The organism is Streptomyces sp. GL_148, from assembly GCF_057834205.1.
In genome coordinates this window covers 8,092,009-8,110,919 of sequence record NZ_CM174396.1, presented here as the reverse complement: position 1 = coordinate 8,110,919, position 18,911 = coordinate 8,092,009, and the positions used below count along the sequence as shown (strand labels likewise).

The window sequence follows — 18,911 nt, the reverse complement described above, 5'->3', positions numbered from 1 at the left end:
GGACGGGTGCCGCAGGTGCGGTCACTCGCGGACGGGGTCCCGGGTCAGGGCGCCGGCGGCGGGGGGCGTCACGGCTCCGGGCTGCGGATGCACGGGCGCCCGGGGTGCGTCGCAGGTGACCGAGCGCCCGTTGGTCCCGCAGTGGGGGTGGTAGAGCGTCCCCGTCTTGGTGATGGCCTTGATCTTCACGTCGTTGCCCTGGATGGTCAGGGCGACCGTGCAGACGTCGGCGGGGTAGCCGGTGACCGGTGCCACGGTGAGGTCGGTCCAGCCGAAGTCGCCCCACTGGCCCGCCATATCGCGGGTGCGGCGGCCGAGGTAGGCCTTGCCGTCCTTGAGGACGAGCGCGAACTCCTCGGAGTTGTTGGGCATCTGGTTGTCCACCGAGGCACAGGGACCGATGGGACCGGGCACCCCGCGCGCGGGCCCACCGGCCCACCGGCCCACCGGCGCAGACCAACCGGCCCGGCCGGCCCGGCCGGCCCGCCCAGTCCACCCCGCGGCCAGCGGTCACCGCACGTGCAGCCCGAATCCCGTGCGCCCCGCAGGCTCCAGACCCTCCTTCAGGTGCAGCGAGGGGATCTCGTAGTCCCCGAAGTTCTGCCGCCGGAAGGCGATGGGCTCGGTCGACTCCAGGGTGAGCAGGCGCTCCACCCAGGCCTTGGCCACGTCCGTGTAGTCCTCGCCGGTCATCCGGTCGGCGCCGTACAGCACGAACGGCGGCAGCGCCTCGATGCCCGGGTAGTAGAGGATCCCGTGGTGGATCGGGAACAGCAGGTCGTCGATGGGGCCGTTGATCCCGCGAGCGGTGTAGTGCGACTCCGGGCCGCCGGTGGTCACCGAAAGCAGGGCCCTGCGGCCGGCGAGCGTGCCTTCGCCGAAGCGCTCCCCGTACTTGGTGTCGCTGTGCTCGCCGACTCCGTAGGCGAAGCGGTAGGTGAACACCCGGTCCACCCAGCCCTTGAGGATCGCGGGCATCGTGTACCACCACAGCGGGAACTGGAAGATGATCGTGTCGGCCCACAGCAGCTTCTCCTGCTCGGCGAGCACGTCCGGGGTGAGCGCCCCGGCCTCGAAGGCCCGGCCCGAGTCCAGGGCGACCTTCAGCGGACTCGACGCGTGGGGGCCGTAGTCCGCGGCGTCCACGGCCGCCTTCCAGTGCATCGCGTACAGATCACTCACCCGCACCTCGTGCCCGGCGCCCTCCAGCGTGGAGACCGCCAGGTCCTTCAGCGAGCTGTTGAGCGACTTAGGCTCGGGGTGGGCGTGGACGATCAGCGTCTTCACGGGAACTCCTCGGGGTCGGATGCCTCGATCCTGGGCCCCGCGGCGCCCGTTGTTCAGGGGCGCGTCTTCCATCGGACCGGACTTCCTGGTACCGGCAGGGCCACCTTCGCGGGCGCCGCCGCGACCATACTGGGCCCATGGACGATCTTGCGGGCTTCCTGCGGACCCGGCGTGCACGGGTCGACCCGGCGGCCGTCGGCATCCCCACCGACAGCCGCCGCCGGGTCGAAGGGCTGCGCCGGGAAGAGGTCGCGCACCTCTCCGGTGTCAGCGTCGACTACTACGTGCGCCTGGAGCAGGGCCGTGCCACCCAGCCCTCCGAACAGGTCCTCGACGCGCTCGGCCGGGTCCTCGGCCTCGACGAGACCGAGCGCGAGCACCTCTACCGGCTCTCCCGGCAGCGCCGCCACCGCGCGAAGGCGCCGGGCGGGAGGATCCGCCCGGAGGTGCTGCGCGTCCTCGACCTCGTCGTCGGCGCGCCCGCGCTGATCATGGACCACCGCCTGAACGCGCTCGCCGGGAACCGCCTCGCCGGGCTCCTGTTCGGCCGGCCGATGCCGGGCCTGAACATCGCCCGGCACCTCTTCCTGGAAGAGACCGAGCGCGGCCTCTACGCGGACTGGGAGCAGTGCACCCTCGACGTGGTCGGGCACCTGCGCCTGGCCGCCGGCCAGTACCCCGAGGACCCCAAGCTGGCCTCGCTCATAGGCGAACTGGCGATGGGCAGCGAGCGCTTCCGCCGCCTGTGGGCCCGCGCGGACGTGCGCGCCCGCACCCACGGCCGCAAGGCGTACAGTCACCCGCTGGTCGGACTGCTGGAACTGCACCAGGAGAACTTCGCGCTGCCGGGCGACTCGGGCATGGAGCTGCTGGTCCTGTCCGCGGCCCCCGGCAGCCCCGCCGAGGACGGGCTCCGGCTCCTCGCGGGACTGGGCGCGGACAGCGCCGACGTTCGTCCCCCGGTGAACGTCCGGGTACACGACTGACCGGGTGGGCGGCCCGCCCCTCCGCCCTCCGCCCTCCGCGCGCCGGCCGGCCCGCCCGCCTACGGCGCGAGTACGTCCAGTTCTTCCAGCGCGCCCACCGCGATCTGCCGCGTCAGCGCCTCGGCGCCGGCCGCGTCCCCTTCCCGTACGGCCTCGGCCACCCGCACGTGCAGGGTGACGGCGGCCGGGTCGGGGTCGTGGAACATCACCGCGTGTTGGGTGCGCCCGGTCAGGACCTCGGCGACGACGTCGCCGAGCCGCGCGAACATCTCGTTGCCGGAGGCGTTGAGCACGATCCGGTGGAAGGCGATGTCGTGGCGGAGGTACCCGTCGAGCTGATGGCCGCGTGAGGTGCGGACCATGCCCAGGGCCGCCTCGGTCAGTTCGGCGCACTGCTCCGGGGTGGCCCGCAGCGCCGCGAGTCCGGCCGCGACCGGTTCGATGGCCGAGCGCAGCACGGTGAGGGAGCGCAGCTGGCGGGGGCGGTCCGCGCCGGCGAGGCGCCAGCGGATGACGCGCGGGTCGTAGACGTTCCACTCCTCGGTGGGGCGGACGGTGACGCCGACCCGGCGGCGGGACTCGACCAGTTGCATCGATTCCAGCACGCGGACCACTTCGCGGACCACGGTCCGGGAGGCGTCGAAGCGTTCGGCGATCTCGTCGGTGCGCAGCACGCTGCCGGGTGGGTGCTCCCCGGCCGTGATCGCCAGGCCGATCGTGTCCAGCACGTGGGAGTGGAGCCCTTGGCCGCCCGGCCCGCCCGCTCCGGCTTGGCCGCCTTCTCCGCCTTCTCCGCCCGGTCCGCCCGGCCCGTCAGTGGTCATGGCGTAAGCGTACGGCGACCCCCGCATGGACAAGAGATGTGATGTTTTACCGGGCACCCCTTGAATAAGTACTACGTAATGGGCTTCAGTGGTACTCCCCAGGCCTTCCGGGCCGATGTCGACGAGGACAGCGAAACGAGGTGCGCGATGGCGCGCGTCATTGTGGTGATGGGCGTGGCCGGGACGGGAAAGACGACCGTGGGCCGGATGCTCGCCGACGCCCTCGCCGTCCCCTACGCGGAGGGCGACGCCTTCCACCCGGCGGCCAACGTCGCCAAGATGTCCGCCGGCATCCCCCTGGACGACGCGGACCGCCGGCCCTGGCTGGACTCGATCGGCGAGTGGATGCGCAACCGGGCCGGGGTCGGCGGCGGGGTCATCTCCGCCTCCTCCCTCAAGCGGGCCTACCGCGACCGGCTGCGGGCCGTCGCGCCGGACACCGTCTTCGTCCACCTCACCGGCGACCGGCCGCTGATCGAGGAGCGGATGGCCGCGCGCAAGGGGCACTTCATGCCCACCACGCTGCTGGATTCGCAGTTCGCCGCGCTGGAGCCGCTCCAGCCGGACGAACTCGGCGTCCTCGTCGACGTGTCCGCAGGCCCGGAGGAGACCACCGCACGGGCGCTGTCGGCCCTGCGCCGCCTCCCGGCGCCGGTCGCGTAGCCGCCCGGACCCGCCCCGTCCCGCCGCCTTTGGAACGAGAACGAAGGAATCCATCACCGTGACCAGTCTCAGCGTCGAGACTCTGGCAGCGGCCGCCACCGAGCCGATCACCTCGGCCGGCAACACCCAGCTGGGAATAGCCGTCCTCGCGGGCATCGCCGTCATCGTCCTGCTCATCACCCGCCTCAAGCTGCACGCCTTCCTGGCGCTGACGCTCGGCTCGCTAGCCCTGGGGGTGTTCGCCGGCGCTCCCCTGGCCAAGACCATCTCCAGCTTCACGGCCGGGCTCGGCGCGACCGTCGCGGGGGTCGGCGTACTCATCGCGCTCGGCGCCATCCTCGGGAAGCTGCTCGCCGACTCGGGCGGCGCGGACGAGATCGTGGACACCATCCTGGCGCGCGCCAAGGGCCGGGCCATGCCGTGGGCGATGGTGCTGATCGCCTCGGTGATCGGCCTCCCGCTCTTCTTCGAGGTCGGCATCGTGCTGCTGATCCCCGTGGTCCTGCTCGTGGCCAAGCGGGGCAACTACTCGCTCATGCGGATCGGCATCCCCGCGCTGGCCGGGCTGTCCGTGATGCACGGGCTGATCCCGCCGCACCCCGGTCCGCTGGTCGCCATCGACGCGCTCCACGCCAACCTGGGCCTCACCCTCGCGCTCGGCGTGCTCGTCGCCATCCCGACCGTCGTCATCGCGGGCCCGGTGTTCTCCCGGTACGCGGCACGGTGGGTGGACATCCCAGCGCCCGAGCACATGATCCCGCAGCGGCCGTCCGCGGAGCTGGAACACCGCCCGCGCTTCGGTGCGACGGTCTTCACCATGCTGCTGCCGGTGGTCCTGATGCTGATGAAGGCCCTGGTCGACATCGTGGTCAACGACCCGGCCAACGCGGTCCAGCGGGTCACCGACGTGGCGGGCTCACCCCTGATCGCGCTGCTCGCGGCGGTGCTCGTGGGCATGTTCACCCTCGGCCGGGCAGCCGGCTTCACCAAGGCGCGGCTGTCCGTGACGGTGGAGAAGTCGCTGGCCCCGATCGCGGGCATCCTGCTGATCGTGGGTGCGGGCGGCGGCTTCAAGACGACGCTGATCGACGTGGGCGTCGGTCAGATGATCATGGACCTGTCCGAGAGCTGGGCGATACCGACCCTCCTGCTGGCCTGGCTCATCGCGGTGGCCATCCGCCTGGCCACGGGCTCGGCCACGGTCGCCACCATCTCCGCGGCCGGCCTGGTGGCCCCGCTCGCGGCGGGCATGTCGTCCACGGAGACCGCCCTGCTGGTCCTCGCCATCGGAGCGGGATCGCTGTTCTTCAGCCACGTCAACGATGCCGGGTTCTGGCTCGTGAAGGAGTACTTCGGCATGACGGTCGGCCAGACCCTCAAGACCTGGTCGGTGATGGAGACCATCATCTCGGTGGTCGGCCTGGGCTTCGTCCTGCTGCTGTCCCTCGTCCTCTGACCCCGCCCCTCGCCGCCGACTCCCCCGCCGGATCCGCGCCCGGTCCGCGATGGGTCCGCGCCCGATCCGCGCCCGATCCGCGCCGGGTCCGGCGGGGATCAGACCGCGTCCGATCAGCCGGTCCGCCGGTGCCTGCCCCGCATGCCCTTCCGGGACCCGGGGCGGGCCAGTTGGGCCGCCGCCAGCTCGAAACCGCCCGCCGCGGTGGCGCAGCGGTCGGCCAGCGACGCCACCTCGGCGCGGAAGGCGTCGCCCCCCGGGCCCTGCCAGCGCAGGTCTCCGGCGGCGCGGCGGAGCCGTTCGGCGTGCGAACGCAGGGCGGCCGAGTGGGCGCGCAGGCCCTCGGCCGGGGCCGGACGGGTCTCGGTCCGGGGCGCGGGCCCGGCGGTGTCCGTCACTGGGTCCGCCCCGGGACGTAGACGTCGGGATGTCCCGGCAGCCGCACCAGGTGGCTTCCGGTGACCCGGCCCCCGAAGCCCTCGAGGGCCGCCGCCGGACCCGGCTCGGGGCCGGAACCCACCCAGGTGACCCGGTAGACGGTGGTGAACTCCCGGCTCGCGGCCAGCCGTCCGGCCGTCCGGGCACCCGGGCCGTGGCCGAGCAGGGCGAGTTCGGTCCCGGAGGGCACCAGGCGGCGTACGGTCGCGGCCACCTCCCGGACGTGCGCGGCCGGCTCCCCGTACGGGCCGTCGGCGCGGCCGGACTCCCTTGGTGGTCCGGCGAGTTGAAGCACGCACCGCTCGACTCCGTCCGGGCCGACGACCTGCTGGAGCAAGGCCGCGCCCGCGGCCCCGCCGATCCGGTCGGCATTGCCCCGGTACCCGGCCGGGGTGCCGGTGGTGTCCAGCTCGGCGAGGAGGCGGTCCCCCGGTTCGGAGCAGGCGGGTCCCCGGTCGAAGAACGCCCGCAGTGCGGCTCCGATCCCGAGGAGCGGCTCGGCGGTCACGGCCCTGCCGGTGGCGACCTGCCAGCCGGCGTGGTCGTTGAACGGGTTGTCGTCGGTCAGCGCGTTCCAGGCCAGGATGTCGGCGAAGGAGGGGTTCAGCAGGGCGAAGGCGGGACCCTCGCCGCGTCGGCGCACGAGGTCGCGGAACGCCCGGACGGCGTCCGCCTGCCGGCCCTCCTCCACCGCGAGGAACACCTCGGCGGCGGCCGGGTCTGCCGCGCGAGCCGGGTTACGGGTGCTCTCGGCCCGGATCCGGCCCTTCAGGCCGCACACCGCGAGGCTGACGGCGAGGCTCTCCCGGCCGGTGAAGACCCCGGCGAGCCAACCGGCCCGCGCGACGCCCCGGCCCCGGGCGGCCCAGCCGAGTCCGTCGGGGTCGGTGAGGGCGCGCAGCAGCGTACGCCAAGCCGCGCGGCGGCGGCTGCCGAAACCCAGTGCGGTGACCGGCAGCCGGGAGCCGAGTGCCAGCCGGGAGGCGTAGCGCGAGGCTTCACCGACGGCGTCGGCCGCCTCGGCCAGTTCCCGGCACAGGGCGCCCAGTTGATCGGCGTCCGGGTCGGTGGGCGCGGAGGTCGCGGAGGTCCCGGGGGTCGCGGCGTCGGACATGGATTCCTCGTCGGGTCGGATGAGCATCGGGCAGGACGGGGCGGGACGGACGGGTCGGGCAGGTCGGGCAGGTCCACAGGCGGGCAGGTCGGGTGGGCCGGATGCCGTGGCGCCGCCGGGGTGCGGGCGGGGCCGGGCCGGCGCCGGGGTCAGCGGCGGGTCAGGCGCAGGCGGATGCCCTGCGGGTCCAGGGCCGCGGGGAGCGGGCCGAGGGGGTCGAGCACGGGCCGGACGGGCCGGACCCGGTGTCCGCGCAGCACCTCCGCGCAGAGCGCGGCGGTGACCAGCAGCCCCAGTTGTTCGCCGGGGCAGCGGCCGTCGGCATGGCTGAAGGGGGCCATCCGGACGTCCCGGTCCGCTTCGCGGGAAGCCCACCGGCCCGGTACGAAGACGTGCGCGGCCGGCACGTGTTCGGGGTCGCGTTGGTGGAACAGCACGGGCAGCACCACACAGGTCCCGGCGGGATGCCGCACGCCCCGCCATTCGGTTTCGGCCCGGGTGATCCGTATCAGGTCGGGGACGGCCGGATACAGCCGCAGCGATTCCCGGACGCAGGCCCGCAGCCGGGGCAGCGCGCCCTGGGCTGCGCCCTGCGCCCATCCGGCGGTGCGGGCCTCGGCGGCGACGGCGTCCTGTTCGGCCGGGTGCGCGCCGAGGAGCAGCAGGGTGCGCAGCAGGACGCCGGGGACGAGGTCGAAGGCGGCCAGCCACTGGCGGACCTGCCCGACCGGATCCGCCGATGGCCGGCCCGGCCGGCCGAGGGGGTCCGCGTGCCGGCGGGCCCGCCCGATGAGGGTGTGCGGCTCCGCGAGGTCGGCGTACGCGGCGATCCGTGCGCCGGCCCTGTCGTGCGAACGCCCGAGCCTTCGGCCGAGTTCCGCGTCCTCGGCGGCCGCGTCGCCGAGGACGATGCGCCGGGCCGCGCGGGTCACGGAGTGCCGGACGCGGGCGAGTTCGAGGGAGCCGCCGGCCGTCAGGCGCCGGGCCTCGTCGGTGAGGACCGAGAGAAACGCCCCGCACGAGGGGTGCACGGTCAGCCCCGCGGCGAGCACGGAGTCGTCGACCGCCCTCCGCCCGGCGTGGAGCCCGGTGTGGAGCCCGGTGTGCACGCAGCCGTCCGGCTCTCCGGCGGGCCGCACGGGGGATCCGACGGGTTCGGCGTAGAACTGCCGGATGTCCTGCGGATCGAGGATGAGCAGGACGGTGCCGGTCAGCCCCCGCACGAGCACGGGCGCCCCGCCGTGCCGCTCGCGCAGGGCCCGCAGGGTGGCGGCCGACCAGCGTGGCCGGCCGGGCCCCGCGTGCCCGCGCACCGCACGGGGCCGCACGCTCACGAAGCCCCGTACCAGAGCGGGCAGAGCGTGGGCGGCGGCGAACCGGGCGCTCTCGCCGCGCCCCGCCCCGGCCGTCATACGGGGGCCTCCGCGGCCGGGGCCGGTGGCGTGCGCGCATCGAGGGCGGTCTCGTGGGCCGTACGCATCCGTGTACCTCCGCGCAGCCTGGACTCGACGGTCGGTGATCTCGCGCTCACCGTACGTCGACCGTCCCGGGTCCGCGCTCCGAGGACCACGAGGGGGGTACGGGAGGTCAGCGGGCGGGCTACGGGTGGACTACGGGCGGGACGGAGCGCCCGGTTCGGGACCGGGGCCGGGATCCAGGCCGAGATCGGGGTCGAGGTCGGGGTCTAGGTCGACGAGCAGCGCCGCGACCTCCGGGCCGGCGACGAGATAGTCCGTGAAGGTCTCGTTGTGCAGGGCCCAGGGCGAGCGCCCTAGACGGACGAGGCCGATGGCGGCCGCCGGCGCGAGGCCTCCCTCGACGAGGCACTGGGCGACGACCAGCCCGGACCGGTTGTAACCGGAATGGCAGCGCACCAGGATCCGCCGTCCGGAGTGCAGGGCCTCGCGGGCGGACGCGGCGAGCCGGAGGACGGTACGCAACTGCGCGCCCGTGAGCGGGGCGTCGGGCAGCTCGCCGACCAGGTGTTCCACGCGCGGGTCGGGGCCGTGGCCCGGGCGGGTGAAGAGGCTGATGACGAGATCGAACTCGGCTCCGACGACGACCGGCCGCAGCTCCCCGGCCGGGTCGGTCCAGTAGTGGCCGCCCATCCACAGGCCGGGGGCGATCTCGTCCCAGGGGCTCTGCGGACCGGGCACGTCACGGTCCTTGTGCCGGGTCTTCTTCATCGGACTCCGAAGATACAACGGCGGCGCCCTGTACGGTATTTCAGGCGAAGGCCGCCTCCCGGAAGGCCGTGCGGAGCGGGGTCGAGGGGGTGGTGGGGAGGAGGGCGGCCCAGCGGCGCCCGCGCGGGGAGATCCACAGGGCCGGGCCTTCGCCGTGGGACCAGGAACCGTGCGCGGCGGGGTGCCAGAGGAGGCCTCGGGCGGGGAGCAGTTCGCCGGTGCGGATGCGGAGCGACTGCGCCGTCCAGGCCCGGCTGACGGGGCCGCCGCCCGCCGGGGCGAGGAGGTGGCTCAGGAACCGGCCGAGGTCGGCGACGGGCGCGCGCAGGGTCCCGTCGGCGGCGAAGCCCGTCCGGGTCATGCCGAGCGGCGCCCAGATCCGCTCGGCGGCGAACCCGGCGAGGGGGCTGCCGCACAGCCGCTCGGCGAGCCCGGTGAGCGCGGGTGACACCCCGGAGCCGTGGGTGAGCAGGTGGTGCGCGGTGGTTCCGGCGGGCAGGCCCTCGCCCGCCCCGTAGGCGGTGAGCGGGGTGTGCAGGGCCAGCTCCCCCGCGTCCACGAGCATCCCGATGACGGGCCAGACGGCCAGCACGCCCGCCAGCCCGCCCACATCGGGGGCGGTGGCACGGTCCCCCGCCCGGGTTCCGGCGCCGGCACACTCCCCGGCCCCGGAACCAGCTTCGGCAAGCTCCCCGGCCGGGGACTCGGCTCCCGCCCGCTCCCCAGCCCATGATTCGGCTGCGGCACGCTCCCCGGCCCGGGACTCGGCTCCGGCCGCAGCTCGGGCTCCGACCCGGCCTCCGGATTCAGGTCCGGCCCCGGCCGCGACTCCCGGCCTCTCCAGGACCTCGATCCCGGCCTCCACCACCGCGTCCGGACCGTCCGCGCCACCGACGGCCCAGCCGGCCCCGGGGTCCGCGTCCCGTACGAGAGCCGCGATCTGGTCGACGCTCCTCGCCGGAGCGTGCTGCGTGACCGGCTCGCACTGCCCGCACTGCCCGCGCTGCTCGGCATGCCCGGTCTGGTCGGCCTGTCCGGCCCGGTCGCTCTGGAGCGTCATGGTCAGCCACGGTACGGCGCCCTCCGCGCCTGCCCCGCGCGTCGCGCGGTCGGGCCGGGGCGGGCCACCCGAATGCCCCCGCACCGTGCCTGGTACCCCCGTGCGCGGGGGCTCGGGGGCTCGGGGGCCTCGGGGCCCCTACCCGTGCGGCCCGTCGGGCCCGGCCCCGTACGCCCGGCCCCGCCGCGGAGCCGTACGCAGGTTCAGGCCCCCGCCGCCCCGTCCGCCCCGTCCGCCGCCGGTTCGGCGCGCGGCTCCGCCCGGATCCCCGTGACGACCACGGTGATCAGGCAGAACGCGATGAGGATCTCCGCCCAGAGGAAGGCGAGGTAGTCGAGGAGACAGCCGATCGGCGGTGTGCCCGGGGCAGTGTTGCGGAAGGCCGCCAGGGCGAACAGTGTGGCCGCCATCCAGCCGAGGGCGGGCCAGGTGAGCCCCTTGCGGCGGGTGACGAGGAACCACCCGCCGATCAGGACGGACACGGCGAGCGCCCACATCGCGATCATCATGAACACCGCGAACACGAGCACGCTGTTGGAGCGGGCCAGCCCGATGTCGAGGACGGCCGCGCCGTCGTTCGCCGTCGAGGCCTCCACCGTGGACGAGAAGAGCACGTCGTTGTTGGAGAACAGGACCCGCACGGGAACCTTCTCCTGGCCCAGTACCGCCGCGAACTCCACGTCCGTCCCGTAGCCGTCGAACGGATAGTCCGTGATGGAGCCGCCCGTCAGGGCCACCTGCACGTCCCGGCTGGAGATGCGCTGGTGGGCCTTGAAGGTCAGGTCGGCGCGGGTGGCCGTCGAGGTCTGGAGGGTCAGGTCGTCGACGGGTGCGATCCCGCCGGCCTCGGCCAGCGCCCCCCGGGGCGTGACCAGGACCCGCAGCACCAGCTCGCGCCCGGCGGCGTCGACGCGCTGGATGGTCGCCTCGACGTCCACCCGGTCGGAATCGGCCCGGCCCGCGGTGTGGACGGTGTCCTGGGCCTGGCGTTCGCCGAACTGGAGCCAGGCCCCCACGCCGACCGCCGCCACGATCGCGAGCAGGAGCAGCGCCGGCAGCAGCGGGAAGCGCCGCCCGGACGGGCGGCGCCGCAGGGCACTCACGCGGCGGGCTTGCCGGGCTGGTCGTGGGTCGAGCAGTGGATGCCGCCGCCGCCCGAGGCGATCGTGTCGATCGCGACGGGGACGATGTCCCGCTTGGGGAAGTGCTCCTGCAGGATGCCGCGGGCCCGGTCGTCGGCCTGGCGGTCGCCGAACTTCGGCATGAAGACGGAGTCGTTGGCGATGTAGAAGTTGGCGTAGGTCGACACGAAGTCGTCGCCCTCGCCCGTGATCTTGTCCAGGTCGGGCTGCGGCAGGTCGATGATCTCGAACTTCCGGCCGCGGGCGTCCGTCGCCTTCGAGAGGACCGACTTCGCCTGGTCGGCGGAGCGGGACCAGGAGTCCTTCGGGGTGTTCGGGTGGGCGCGGTCCAGCAGGACGACACCGGGCGCGGCGAACCGTACGAGGCTGTCCACGTGGGCGTCGGTGATGTCCTCGCCGCGTACGCCGGCCAGCCAGATCACCTTCTCGACGCCCAGGGTCTGCTTGAGTTCGGCCTCGATCTGATCCCGGCTCTTGCCGCGGTTGCGGTTGTCGTTGACGATCGAGCTCTCGGTGATCATCAGGGTGCCCTCGCCGTCGGCCTCGAAGGAGCCGCCCTCGGCCACCAGCGGAGCCTTGACCCGGAGGATCCCGTACTTCTGGAGCAGGAGGCGCCCGACCTGGCCGTCGTTCTTGTGCTCCTGCTTGTTGCCCCAGCCGTTGAAGTTGAAGTCGACGCCGATGACCTTGGCCCCCTCCTCGACGAAGACGGGGACGGTGTCGCGGGCCCACAGGTCGTCGACGGCCAGCGGGATCACCTCGACCTCGGAGCCGCACGCCCGCTGCGCCGCGGCCACCTGCTCGGGCCGGGCCATCATGATGACCTCCTCGTACCCCCCGACGGCCCGGGCGATCCGCGCGATGTCCTCGCGCACGTAGCGCAGGTCTTCCATCCAGACCGCGTCCAGCGCGGGCCAGGCCATGAAGGTGCGGGTGTGGCTCTCCCACTCGGCGCCGAGCCGGCGCTCGGGGCCGGCGGCCGGGGAGGGCTGCGCGGTGCCGGGGGCGGCGTTGGAGCGCGGGGCGCTCTGCGAGGGGCCGCAGGCGGCGGCTCCGAAGGCGAGGGCGCCGAGCCCGGCGAAGGTGCGGAGGGCCGTCCGGCGCGTGGGGGGCAGGTGGGACACGGGAGAGCTCCGATCGAGGACTGGCGGGACGACTGCATCCGGCCAGAGCGGGCGCGGGAGGCACGGCACGGGCCGACCGTCCCGAGCCCCTGGGACAAGGGTCCGCCCTTCGTCCGCGAAGGGCCGCGACGCGGGGCGGACGGTGCGGGCACGTGTCGCCCACTCTGGCACTGACTGAAAATTCAGTCAATTCATGGCACGATGCGCGCAGGCCCCTGCCGCGTTTCGCATCGCATCGCATCGCACGCATCGCACGCATCGTCGAAAGAGCCACCGCATGTCCGAGCAGCACTCCGGCGCACAGCCGGCCCGTACGGCACTGTCCGCAGACGATCCCCACGAGATCGGCGGCTACCGCCTGCACGCCCGGCTCGGCTCCGGCGGCATGGGCGTGGTCTATCTGGCCCACACGCCCGGCGGCCGCCCCATCGCGCTGAAAGCCGTCCGCAGGGAGCTCGCCTCCGATCCCGAGTTCCGCCGGCGGTTCGCCCAGGAGGTGGCCAGTGCCCGCCGGATCCACGGCCTGTTCACCGCCCAGGTGATCGACTCCGGGGTCGAGGACCCCACGCCGTGGCTCGCCACCGCGTACGTGTCCGGTCCCTCGCTGCAGGAGGTCGTACGACGCCACGGACCGCTGCCGGTACGTACGGTCCTGCTGCTCCTCGCGGGCATAGCCGAGGCGCTCCAGGCCATCCACGGGGCGGGCGTGGTCCACCGCGACCTGAAGCCGGCCAATGTGCTCCTCGCGGAGGACGGCCCCCGGGTGATCGACTTCGGCATCGCCCGCGCGGCCGACGCCGCCGCGCTCACCGGTACGGGGCTGCGGATCGGAACGGCGGCCTTCATGGCGCCCGAGCAGGCGCTCGGCCATCCCGCGACGCCGGCGACCGACGTCTTCGCGCTCGGGACGCTGGCCGCGTACGTCGCGTGCGGGATCGCACCCTTCGGGAACGGGCCCGAGTCCAGCGCCCTCTACCGGGTCGTCCACGAGCATCCCGACCTCACCCGGGTGCCGCACGAGCTGTATGGCCTCGTCTCGTGGTGCCTCGCGAAGCAGCCCGAGGACCGTCCGCAGCCGGCCGAAGTGATCGCCTCCGTGCGGGCGCACCCCCTGGTGTGCGGGCACCCGGAGTTCACCGACGGCTGGCTGCCCCGGCCGGTCCGGGAGGAGCTCGGGGGCGGTGACGCGGGCTCGGGCGCGGGCGCGGGCGCGGGCTCAGGCTCGGGCTCGGGTGACACCGCTTGGCCCGCCCCTGCGCCGCTCCAGGCCACCAGGACGGCCACCGCGTACCCGGGCCCGGCGGGTGCGGCTCCGCACTCCCCCGGACCGGCCTTCCCCGGACCGCGCACGGGTGCCGGAGCCGGGCCCGACGGACACGCACCGGCATCCGCCTCCGCACGGGTCCACGCTCCCGTCCCTGCCGCGGTCCCCGCTCCGGCATCCTGCCCCGGCCCGGGCCGGGGCAGGCCGGGCCGCGGGCGAAGGCTCCCGCTGCTGCCGGCCCTCGTCGTGGCCGGCACCCTGCTCGTCGGCGCCGGAGCCGTGTACTACCTGGACGACCCCGCGGGCGAGGACCAGGTCACCGGCGGCAACCCCGTCACCGGTCCCACCGGCCCCACCGCCACTGCGCCCACGGCCTCCCCCGGAACCACCCCGCCCGACCCTGCCGCCGCCTACCTGCCGGGCTACACGAAGACCGAGCTCACCGCCCCCGACTCCGGATACGAGTTCGACCTGAAGGCCGGGAAGGTGGTGCCCGCGGAGACGGCCGCCTGGTACCTGGCGCGCGACGGCCAGGCCCTGGTCCCCTCCGAGGACTCGGACTCCTTCGTGTCCGACGTTTCCGGCTCCGGATCCGGGGAACTGACGGTGGCCACCTGCCTCCAGGGCATCGAGACCCGCCCGGCCGCCGGCCTGCCCCTCGCCGCCCTCGCGCAGGCCCGCCCGTTCTGCGTGCGCAGCCCGGACCGGAGCGAGGTGGCGATCGTGAGACTGGTCGAGGCCCCGGCCGGCGACTCCGTCACGATCCTGGTGGACCAGTACCGCCGCACCTGACGCCCCGTCCGGCTCCGAAACCCGGATGACGCCGGCCCCGGCCTTCGGCAGGATCTCCGCATGACCCTGCTGCTCCCGCCCCGCGTGACCGCGTCCGCCGCCCGTATCCGGGACGCGGCGCACGCGCGCGGGCTGGCCACCGTACAACTGGACGGCTTCGCCGTGCCCGACGGGCTGCGGGCTGACCACCTGCACGCCGGGCCGCGGTTCGCCGATGCCATGGCCCCTGGGCTCGGCATCGGCCTGCTGGAGGCTCCGTCCGACTGGCTGGCGCGGCTGCCCCGGGAGTTCACCGGGCGGGAGGTCCTGCTGATGCCGATCCGTGAGGCGTACGGGCTGCGCAGGCCCGTCTTCGTGAAGTCGCCGAACGACAAGGGCATCCCGGCCCTCGTCTACGCCGACGGCTCCCGCCTGCCGGGGCCGGACGCGGTGGATCCGGGGACGGAGGTGCTGGTCAGCGACGTGGTCCGGTTCACGGCGGAGCACCGCCTGTTCCTGCTCGACGGGGCCGTGCACACGGCGAGCCGCTATGCCGAGGACGGTCGCCTCAGCCCGGGTCCGGCTTCGGCCGACGCCCTCGCCTTCGCGTCCGGCCTGCCCTTCTCCACCCTCCCGTCCGCGATCGTCGTCGACGTGGGCCTCGCCGGCGGACGATGGTCGGTGATCGAGGCCAATGCCGCGTGGGCCAGTGGTACGTACGCCTGCGACCCGGGGCGCGCTCTGGACGTGGCCCTGCGTGCTGCGGCCCCGCTCCCCTCCTTCGCGGACCGCGACCGGGAGTTCCTCCGGTGACCACCGGGGACTGACGGCGAAGGGCGGGGCCCCGGAGGAGCCCCGCCCGTTGTGCTGTCGCCGGGGTCAGCTCTTGTCGGGGCGGTCGGTCACCCGCAGGGAGTTCAGCAGGGGTTTGCCGAAACCGGTGTGGGTGACGAAGCGGATGTTCAGGGTGCCGTCCGTGACCGTGACCGTGTAGCTGCGGGTCAGGGCCGTGTACGTGCCCGCCTCCAGGGAGACGTCCAGCGAGGGCAGTACCTGGGTACCTTCCGCCAGGACGTCGAAGACGCGCTTGTTCGGCTTGGTGGAGGAGAGCTCCGCGAAGCCCAGTTCCACGGTGTAGGTGCCGTTGGGGACGCCGTCGAAGCGGTATTCGTACATGCCCTCACGGGCGCTGCGGAAGAGCTTCTGGTCGTCCGTGCCCGCGATCGTGCGGCTCGTGGACTGGGCCGAGCTGTTGCCCTGGTAGCCGTACGAGCCCGTCGTGTACTTGCGGTCGGGGGACCAGCCGTCGCCCAGCGAGTCCGTGCTCGCGCCCGTGGAGCCGGCGTCCAGGGCGACCTGGTAGCGCGGGACGACGAGCTTGACGGGGACGGTGAGCACCGGGGTCCGGCCGCTGGCCGAGGCGATCTTCAGGTCGGCCGTGAGGACGGTGCCCGGGGTCAGGCCCGTGGTGTCCACCGCCAGGGTGAGCGGGGCCTTGCCGCCCGTCGGGAGGTCGCCCGCGCCCGGGGTCGCCGTCAGCCAGGCCGCGTCCTCGGCGACGGTGAAGGCCGTGCCGAGACCGGGGTTGGTGAGGTCGAGGGTCCGCGTCCGCTTCTGGCCGGGCGGCAGGACGATCTCGACCGCCGGCTTCGCCGGGGTCACCTTGCCGGTGCGCAGGGACCGGGTCACCTGGGTGACGTCGGCCGCCTTGACGTCCACGGTGGCGGCCGCCGGCTCGTACTGGGCCGCGGTCAGCGCGAGTTCCCGTGCTCCCGACGGGCTCTGGACCACGTACCCGCCGTCTGCCGCCGTGGTGGCGGAGACCGCGGTGGCGCCCGTGCCGACGGTCACGGTGGCTCCGGCGACGCCGTTGCCGTCGTTCGCGTCGAGCACCCGGCCCGCCACCACTCCGCTCCTGGTGGTGCGGAAGGAGACGGACAGGCCGTCCGTGATCACCGGCGTGTTGAAGGAGTACCGGTAGGCGTCGGTGCCGGTCGCGTTCTCCACGCCGACCGTGGCGGTGGAGCCGCCCTTGATGCCGGTGCCGCCGGTCCCCCGGTAGGAGTACCGGACGGTGCCGTCCTCGCCGATGGCCGCCGCGAAGGAGAACTTCTCGGACTGTGCCGACCAGTGCGACACCTCGCGCCACTCGATGACGTAACTGCGGTGCGGCGCGGTGCCGGTGACGGCGGTGAAGACTCCGGAGCCGCTGCCGGCTGCGCCGACGACCAGGTCGTCCCAGAACGGGTAGAGCGCCGCGTTGGGCGTGGCCGTGCTCGGGATGTCCCCGTTGACGTCGGCCGTGTTGTTGCCGCCGAAGCTGACCGTGCCGTTCGTGCCGATCCAGGCCTGCCCGTACGTCTTGCCGTAGAGCGGCAGCGGGAAGGGCAGGTCGACGCGTTCGGTGGTGTTGTCACCGGTCAGCGCGAGCCGCCGGTCGCCCGGCTCGTACGGTCCGCCGCCCGAGGCCGCGCAGGCGTAGCCGTAGCCGTCGGTGCGTTCGGGCAGGTTCACCGCGACGGTGGTGTCCCCGGCGACGGTGACGGCGGCCGCGCCGGAGGTGAGGCAGCGGGAGGTGTGGGTGGCGTTCACGGTGTAGGTGCCGTGCGGCAGGGTGATCTCGAAGCGGCCCTGGCCGTCGCTGGTCGCGGTGACCGGGGTGTCGGCGACGGTCACCGCGGCGCCGGCCACCGGGCCCGCGGCCGAGGAGACGGTGCCGGTGAGCTTCCCGGAGTCCGCCTGGACGAGGTCGATGTCGCCGGTGGCGGTGGTGTCCTCGACGACCGACACGGTCGCGGCCTGCTGTCCGTAGCCGAACTTCGACGCGGTGAGCGCGTACGCGCCGACCGACAGGGTCGGGAAGCGGTAGGTGCCGTCGGCCGCGGTGGTCGTCGTACGGTCGATGGGGCCGTCGGCGACGATCTTCACGCCGGGGACGGGCTGCCCGCCGGAGCGCACGGTGCCGGCGAGCGCGCCGAGGGCTCCGCGCGGCGCGGAGGTGACGGCGGCGAGCGCGTCGAGCTTGCCCTCGCCGAAGACGTTGTTGTCGGCGGCGGCGCCGCCGCACTGGCTGCTGTCGGTGTCCAGCGCGGTGCCGTCGAGCAGTGCTTCGGTCTGCGCGATGTCGCCTTCGAGGGCGGGGGCGGCCGACCAGAGCAGCGCCACGGCCGCGGCGGTGTGCGGGGAGGCCATGGAGGTGCCGGAGAAGGACGCGTAGGCGCCGCCGGGGACGGAGGAGCGCACGTTCACGCCGGGGGCCGCGATGTTCGGTTTGACGATCCCGCCGGGACCGGCGCCGCGCGAGGAGAAGGAGGCGATGGCGCCGTTGATGTCGAAGGCGCCGGAGCTGTAGGAGCTCGCGTAGTCACCGGGTGATCCGCTGGTGGCGCAGCCGGGTCCGGAGTTGCCGTTGGAGAAGGCCGGGAAGATTCCGGCGGCCCGCCAGGTGTCGACGATCTGCTGGTACCAGGTGTCGCCGCCCGGGCCGCCCCAGGAGTTGTTGACGATGTGCGGGGCCAGGTCGGGGCGCGGATTCTGGCCGTTCAGGTCGGTGGGGGCGACGATCCACTGGCCGGCGGCGAGCAGTGAGGCCTCGGAGCAGGAGTTGCTCTCGCAGCCCTTGGCCGCGATCCACTTGGCTCCCGGGGCGACACCGATCTTGTTGGCGCCGCCGTCGTCGCCGACCATCGTCCCCATGGTGTGGGTGCCGTGGTCGTTGTTGTCGCAGGGGGCCGCGGTGGCGCAGACGCCCGCCGGGTCGAACCAGTTGTAGTGGTGGTCGTAGGTGCCGTCCGCGGCCCGGCCGCGGTACTGGGTGGCCACGGCCGGGTGGGTGTGGTCCACTCCGCTGTCGATGTTGGCGACGACGATGCCCTCGCCGCGCACGCCCAGCTGGTCCCAGACCTGCGGTGCCTTGATGCGGTCGATGTTCCACTCGACGGCGTCGGCGGCCGCCTTCTCCCGGGTGCCTTCGGCGGGCTCGGGGAGGGCGATCCGGTCGTCGGCGTCGATCCGGGACACCTCGGGGCGCTGGGCCAGGGCTCCGGCGAGCTTGTCGCTGCCGACGACGCGGACCGCGTTGACGATCCAGTACGAGGTGTACTCGGCCTTCGCGCCGTCCAGGGCCTTGATCACTTCGGCCTGGCTGCGCGCGGCGTGGTCCTTCTTCAGGCGCAGGACCGTTTCCGCCTTCGCGGCCCGGGTCTGCTGCCCGTGCGCGGCGGTGAGGTCGGCGGCGCTGTCGAGGTAGACCCAGAAGACCGCCTTGGCGGAATCGTCGAGCTGGGCGCGGAGACTCGGTTCGATCTTGCGTTCGGCCGCGCCCGGGGTGGGTCCGGGGCCGGGGGCGGCGGCCGCCGCGCCCGCGCCCAGGGGCAGCAGCAGGGCCGCCGTGAGGGCGGCGAACCCTGTGCGCAGGGGCCGTAATCGTGAGCGGGGGGTCCGTCGGGTGTCGCTTCGTGCCACGTGTGGTCTCCTCGTACGCCGTGTGCAGGTCGTGCGGAAAGGGTGTGCGTGACGTGCGCGGGCCATGGTGTGCGAGGTGTCATGCCCGCTACAAGAGCGCCTAATGAGCCGAACCGCCCGACCGGGTGGCCG

16 protein-coding genes are annotated in these 18,911 nt (G+C 74.0%); 5 read left to right on the top strand and 11 right to left on the bottom strand.

Features of this window, described 5'->3' with window-relative positions:
* Positions 1–21 precede the first annotated feature (21 nt).
* Together AC3IYI_RS36600 and AC3IYI_RS36595 are read right to left on the bottom strand one after the other, a co-directional pair.
* Complete coding sequence (locus AC3IYI_RS36600; RefSeq protein WP_489407732.1) at positions 22–372, bottom strand: RING finger protein; 351 nt, start codon at positions 370–372, stop codon at positions 22–24.
* Between the two features lie 138 nt (positions 373–510).
* Positions 511–1,287 (bottom strand): NAD(P)H-dependent oxidoreductase, encoded by a 777-nt coding sequence (locus AC3IYI_RS36595; protein WP_489407731.1) that lies wholly within the window; start codon positions 1,285–1,287, stop codon positions 511–513.
* Between the two features lie 137 nt (positions 1,288–1,424).
* Between AC3IYI_RS36595 and AC3IYI_RS36590 the strand changes: the two genes are divergently transcribed.
* Positions 1,425–2,273 (top strand): helix-turn-helix transcriptional regulator, encoded by an 849-nt coding sequence (locus AC3IYI_RS36590; protein WP_489407730.1) that lies wholly within the window; start codon positions 1,425–1,427, stop codon positions 2,271–2,273.
* A 59-nt stretch (positions 2,274–2,332) separates the two neighbouring features.
* Here the strand turns inward: AC3IYI_RS36590 and AC3IYI_RS36585 are convergent, their stop codons facing one another.
* Positions 2,333–3,001, bottom strand: coding sequence for a FadR/GntR family transcriptional regulator (locus tag AC3IYI_RS36585; protein WP_489411804.1), 669 nt, complete (start codon positions 2,999–3,001; stop codon positions 2,333–2,335).
* A gap of 243 nt (positions 3,002–3,244) precedes the next feature.
* On the opposite strand from AC3IYI_RS36585, the gene AC3IYI_RS36580 reads away from it, so the two are divergent.
* Positions 3,245–3,760, top strand: a complete 516-nt coding sequence (locus AC3IYI_RS36580; RefSeq protein ID WP_489407729.1) for a gluconokinase — start codon at positions 3,245–3,247, stop codon at positions 3,758–3,760.
* Between the two features lie 58 nt (positions 3,761–3,818).
* Positions 3,819–5,216 (top strand): GntT/GntP/DsdX family permease, encoded by a 1,398-nt coding sequence (locus AC3IYI_RS36575; RefSeq protein ID WP_489407728.1) that lies wholly within the window; start codon positions 3,819–3,821, stop codon positions 5,214–5,216.
* 113 nt (positions 5,217–5,329) lie between these two features.
* Here AC3IYI_RS36575 and AC3IYI_RS36570 read toward each other — a convergent pair whose 3' ends face one another.
* From AC3IYI_RS36570 to AC3IYI_RS36540, 7 genes are all read right to left on the bottom strand, one after another.
* Positions 5,330–5,614: a hypothetical protein gene (locus AC3IYI_RS36570; protein WP_489407727.1), complete on the bottom strand. Its 285-nt coding sequence runs from the start codon at positions 5,612–5,614 to the stop codon at positions 5,330–5,332.
* Positions 5,611–6,768: a hypothetical protein gene (locus AC3IYI_RS36565; protein WP_489407726.1), complete on the bottom strand. Its 1,158-nt coding sequence runs from the start codon at positions 6,766–6,768 to the stop codon at positions 5,611–5,613. Before AC3IYI_RS36565 ends, AC3IYI_RS36570 begins: the two co-directional genes overlap by 4 nt.
* Positions 6,769–6,917: 149 nt before the next feature.
* Positions 6,918–8,180 carry a cytochrome P450 gene (locus tag AC3IYI_RS36560; protein WP_489407725.1) on the bottom strand — a complete coding sequence of 421 codons (1,263 nt, stop codon included), beginning with the start codon at positions 8,178–8,180 and terminating at the stop codon, positions 6,918–6,920.
* 198 nt (positions 8,181–8,378) lie between these two features.
* Complete coding sequence (locus AC3IYI_RS36555) at positions 8,379–8,954, bottom strand: protein-tyrosine phosphatase family protein (RefSeq protein ID WP_489407724.1); 576 nt, start codon at positions 8,952–8,954, stop codon at positions 8,379–8,381.
* A 40-nt stretch (positions 8,955–8,994) separates the two neighbouring features.
* Entirely contained in the window at positions 8,995–10,014 is a 1,020-nt protein-coding gene (locus tag AC3IYI_RS36550; protein ID WP_489407723.1) for a serine hydrolase domain-containing protein, read from the bottom strand.
* Between the two features lie 203 nt (positions 10,015–10,217).
* Entirely contained in the window at positions 10,218–11,117 is a 900-nt protein-coding gene (locus AC3IYI_RS36545; RefSeq protein WP_489407722.1) for a DUF4436 family protein, read from the bottom strand.
* A complete protein-coding gene (locus AC3IYI_RS36540) occupies positions 11,114–12,280 on the bottom strand; it encodes an agmatine deiminase family protein (protein WP_489407721.1) in 1,167 nt (388 codons plus the stop codon). The genes AC3IYI_RS36545 and AC3IYI_RS36540 overlap by 4 nt, the downstream gene beginning before the upstream one ends.
* 277 nt (positions 12,281–12,557) lie before the next feature.
* On the opposite strand from AC3IYI_RS36540, the gene AC3IYI_RS36535 reads away from it, so the two are divergent.
* Both AC3IYI_RS36535 and AC3IYI_RS36530 read left to right on the top strand, forming a co-directional pair.
* Entirely contained in the window at positions 12,558–14,336 is a 1,779-nt protein-coding gene (locus AC3IYI_RS36535) for a serine/threonine-protein kinase (protein WP_489407720.1), read from the top strand.
* 60 nt (positions 14,337–14,396) lie between these two features.
* Positions 14,397–15,128 (top strand): ATP-grasp domain-containing protein, encoded by a 732-nt coding sequence (locus tag AC3IYI_RS36530; RefSeq protein ID WP_489407719.1) that lies wholly within the window; start codon positions 14,397–14,399, stop codon positions 15,126–15,128.
* 66 nt (positions 15,129–15,194) lie between these two features.
* On the opposite strand, the gene AC3IYI_RS36525 is transcribed toward AC3IYI_RS36530, so the two are convergent.
* Positions 15,195–18,779 carry a S8 family serine peptidase gene (locus tag AC3IYI_RS36525; RefSeq protein WP_489407718.1) on the bottom strand — a complete coding sequence of 1,195 codons (3,585 nt, stop codon included), beginning with the start codon at positions 18,777–18,779 and terminating at the stop codon, positions 15,195–15,197.
* Between the last annotated feature and the right edge of the window lie 132 nt (positions 18,780–18,911).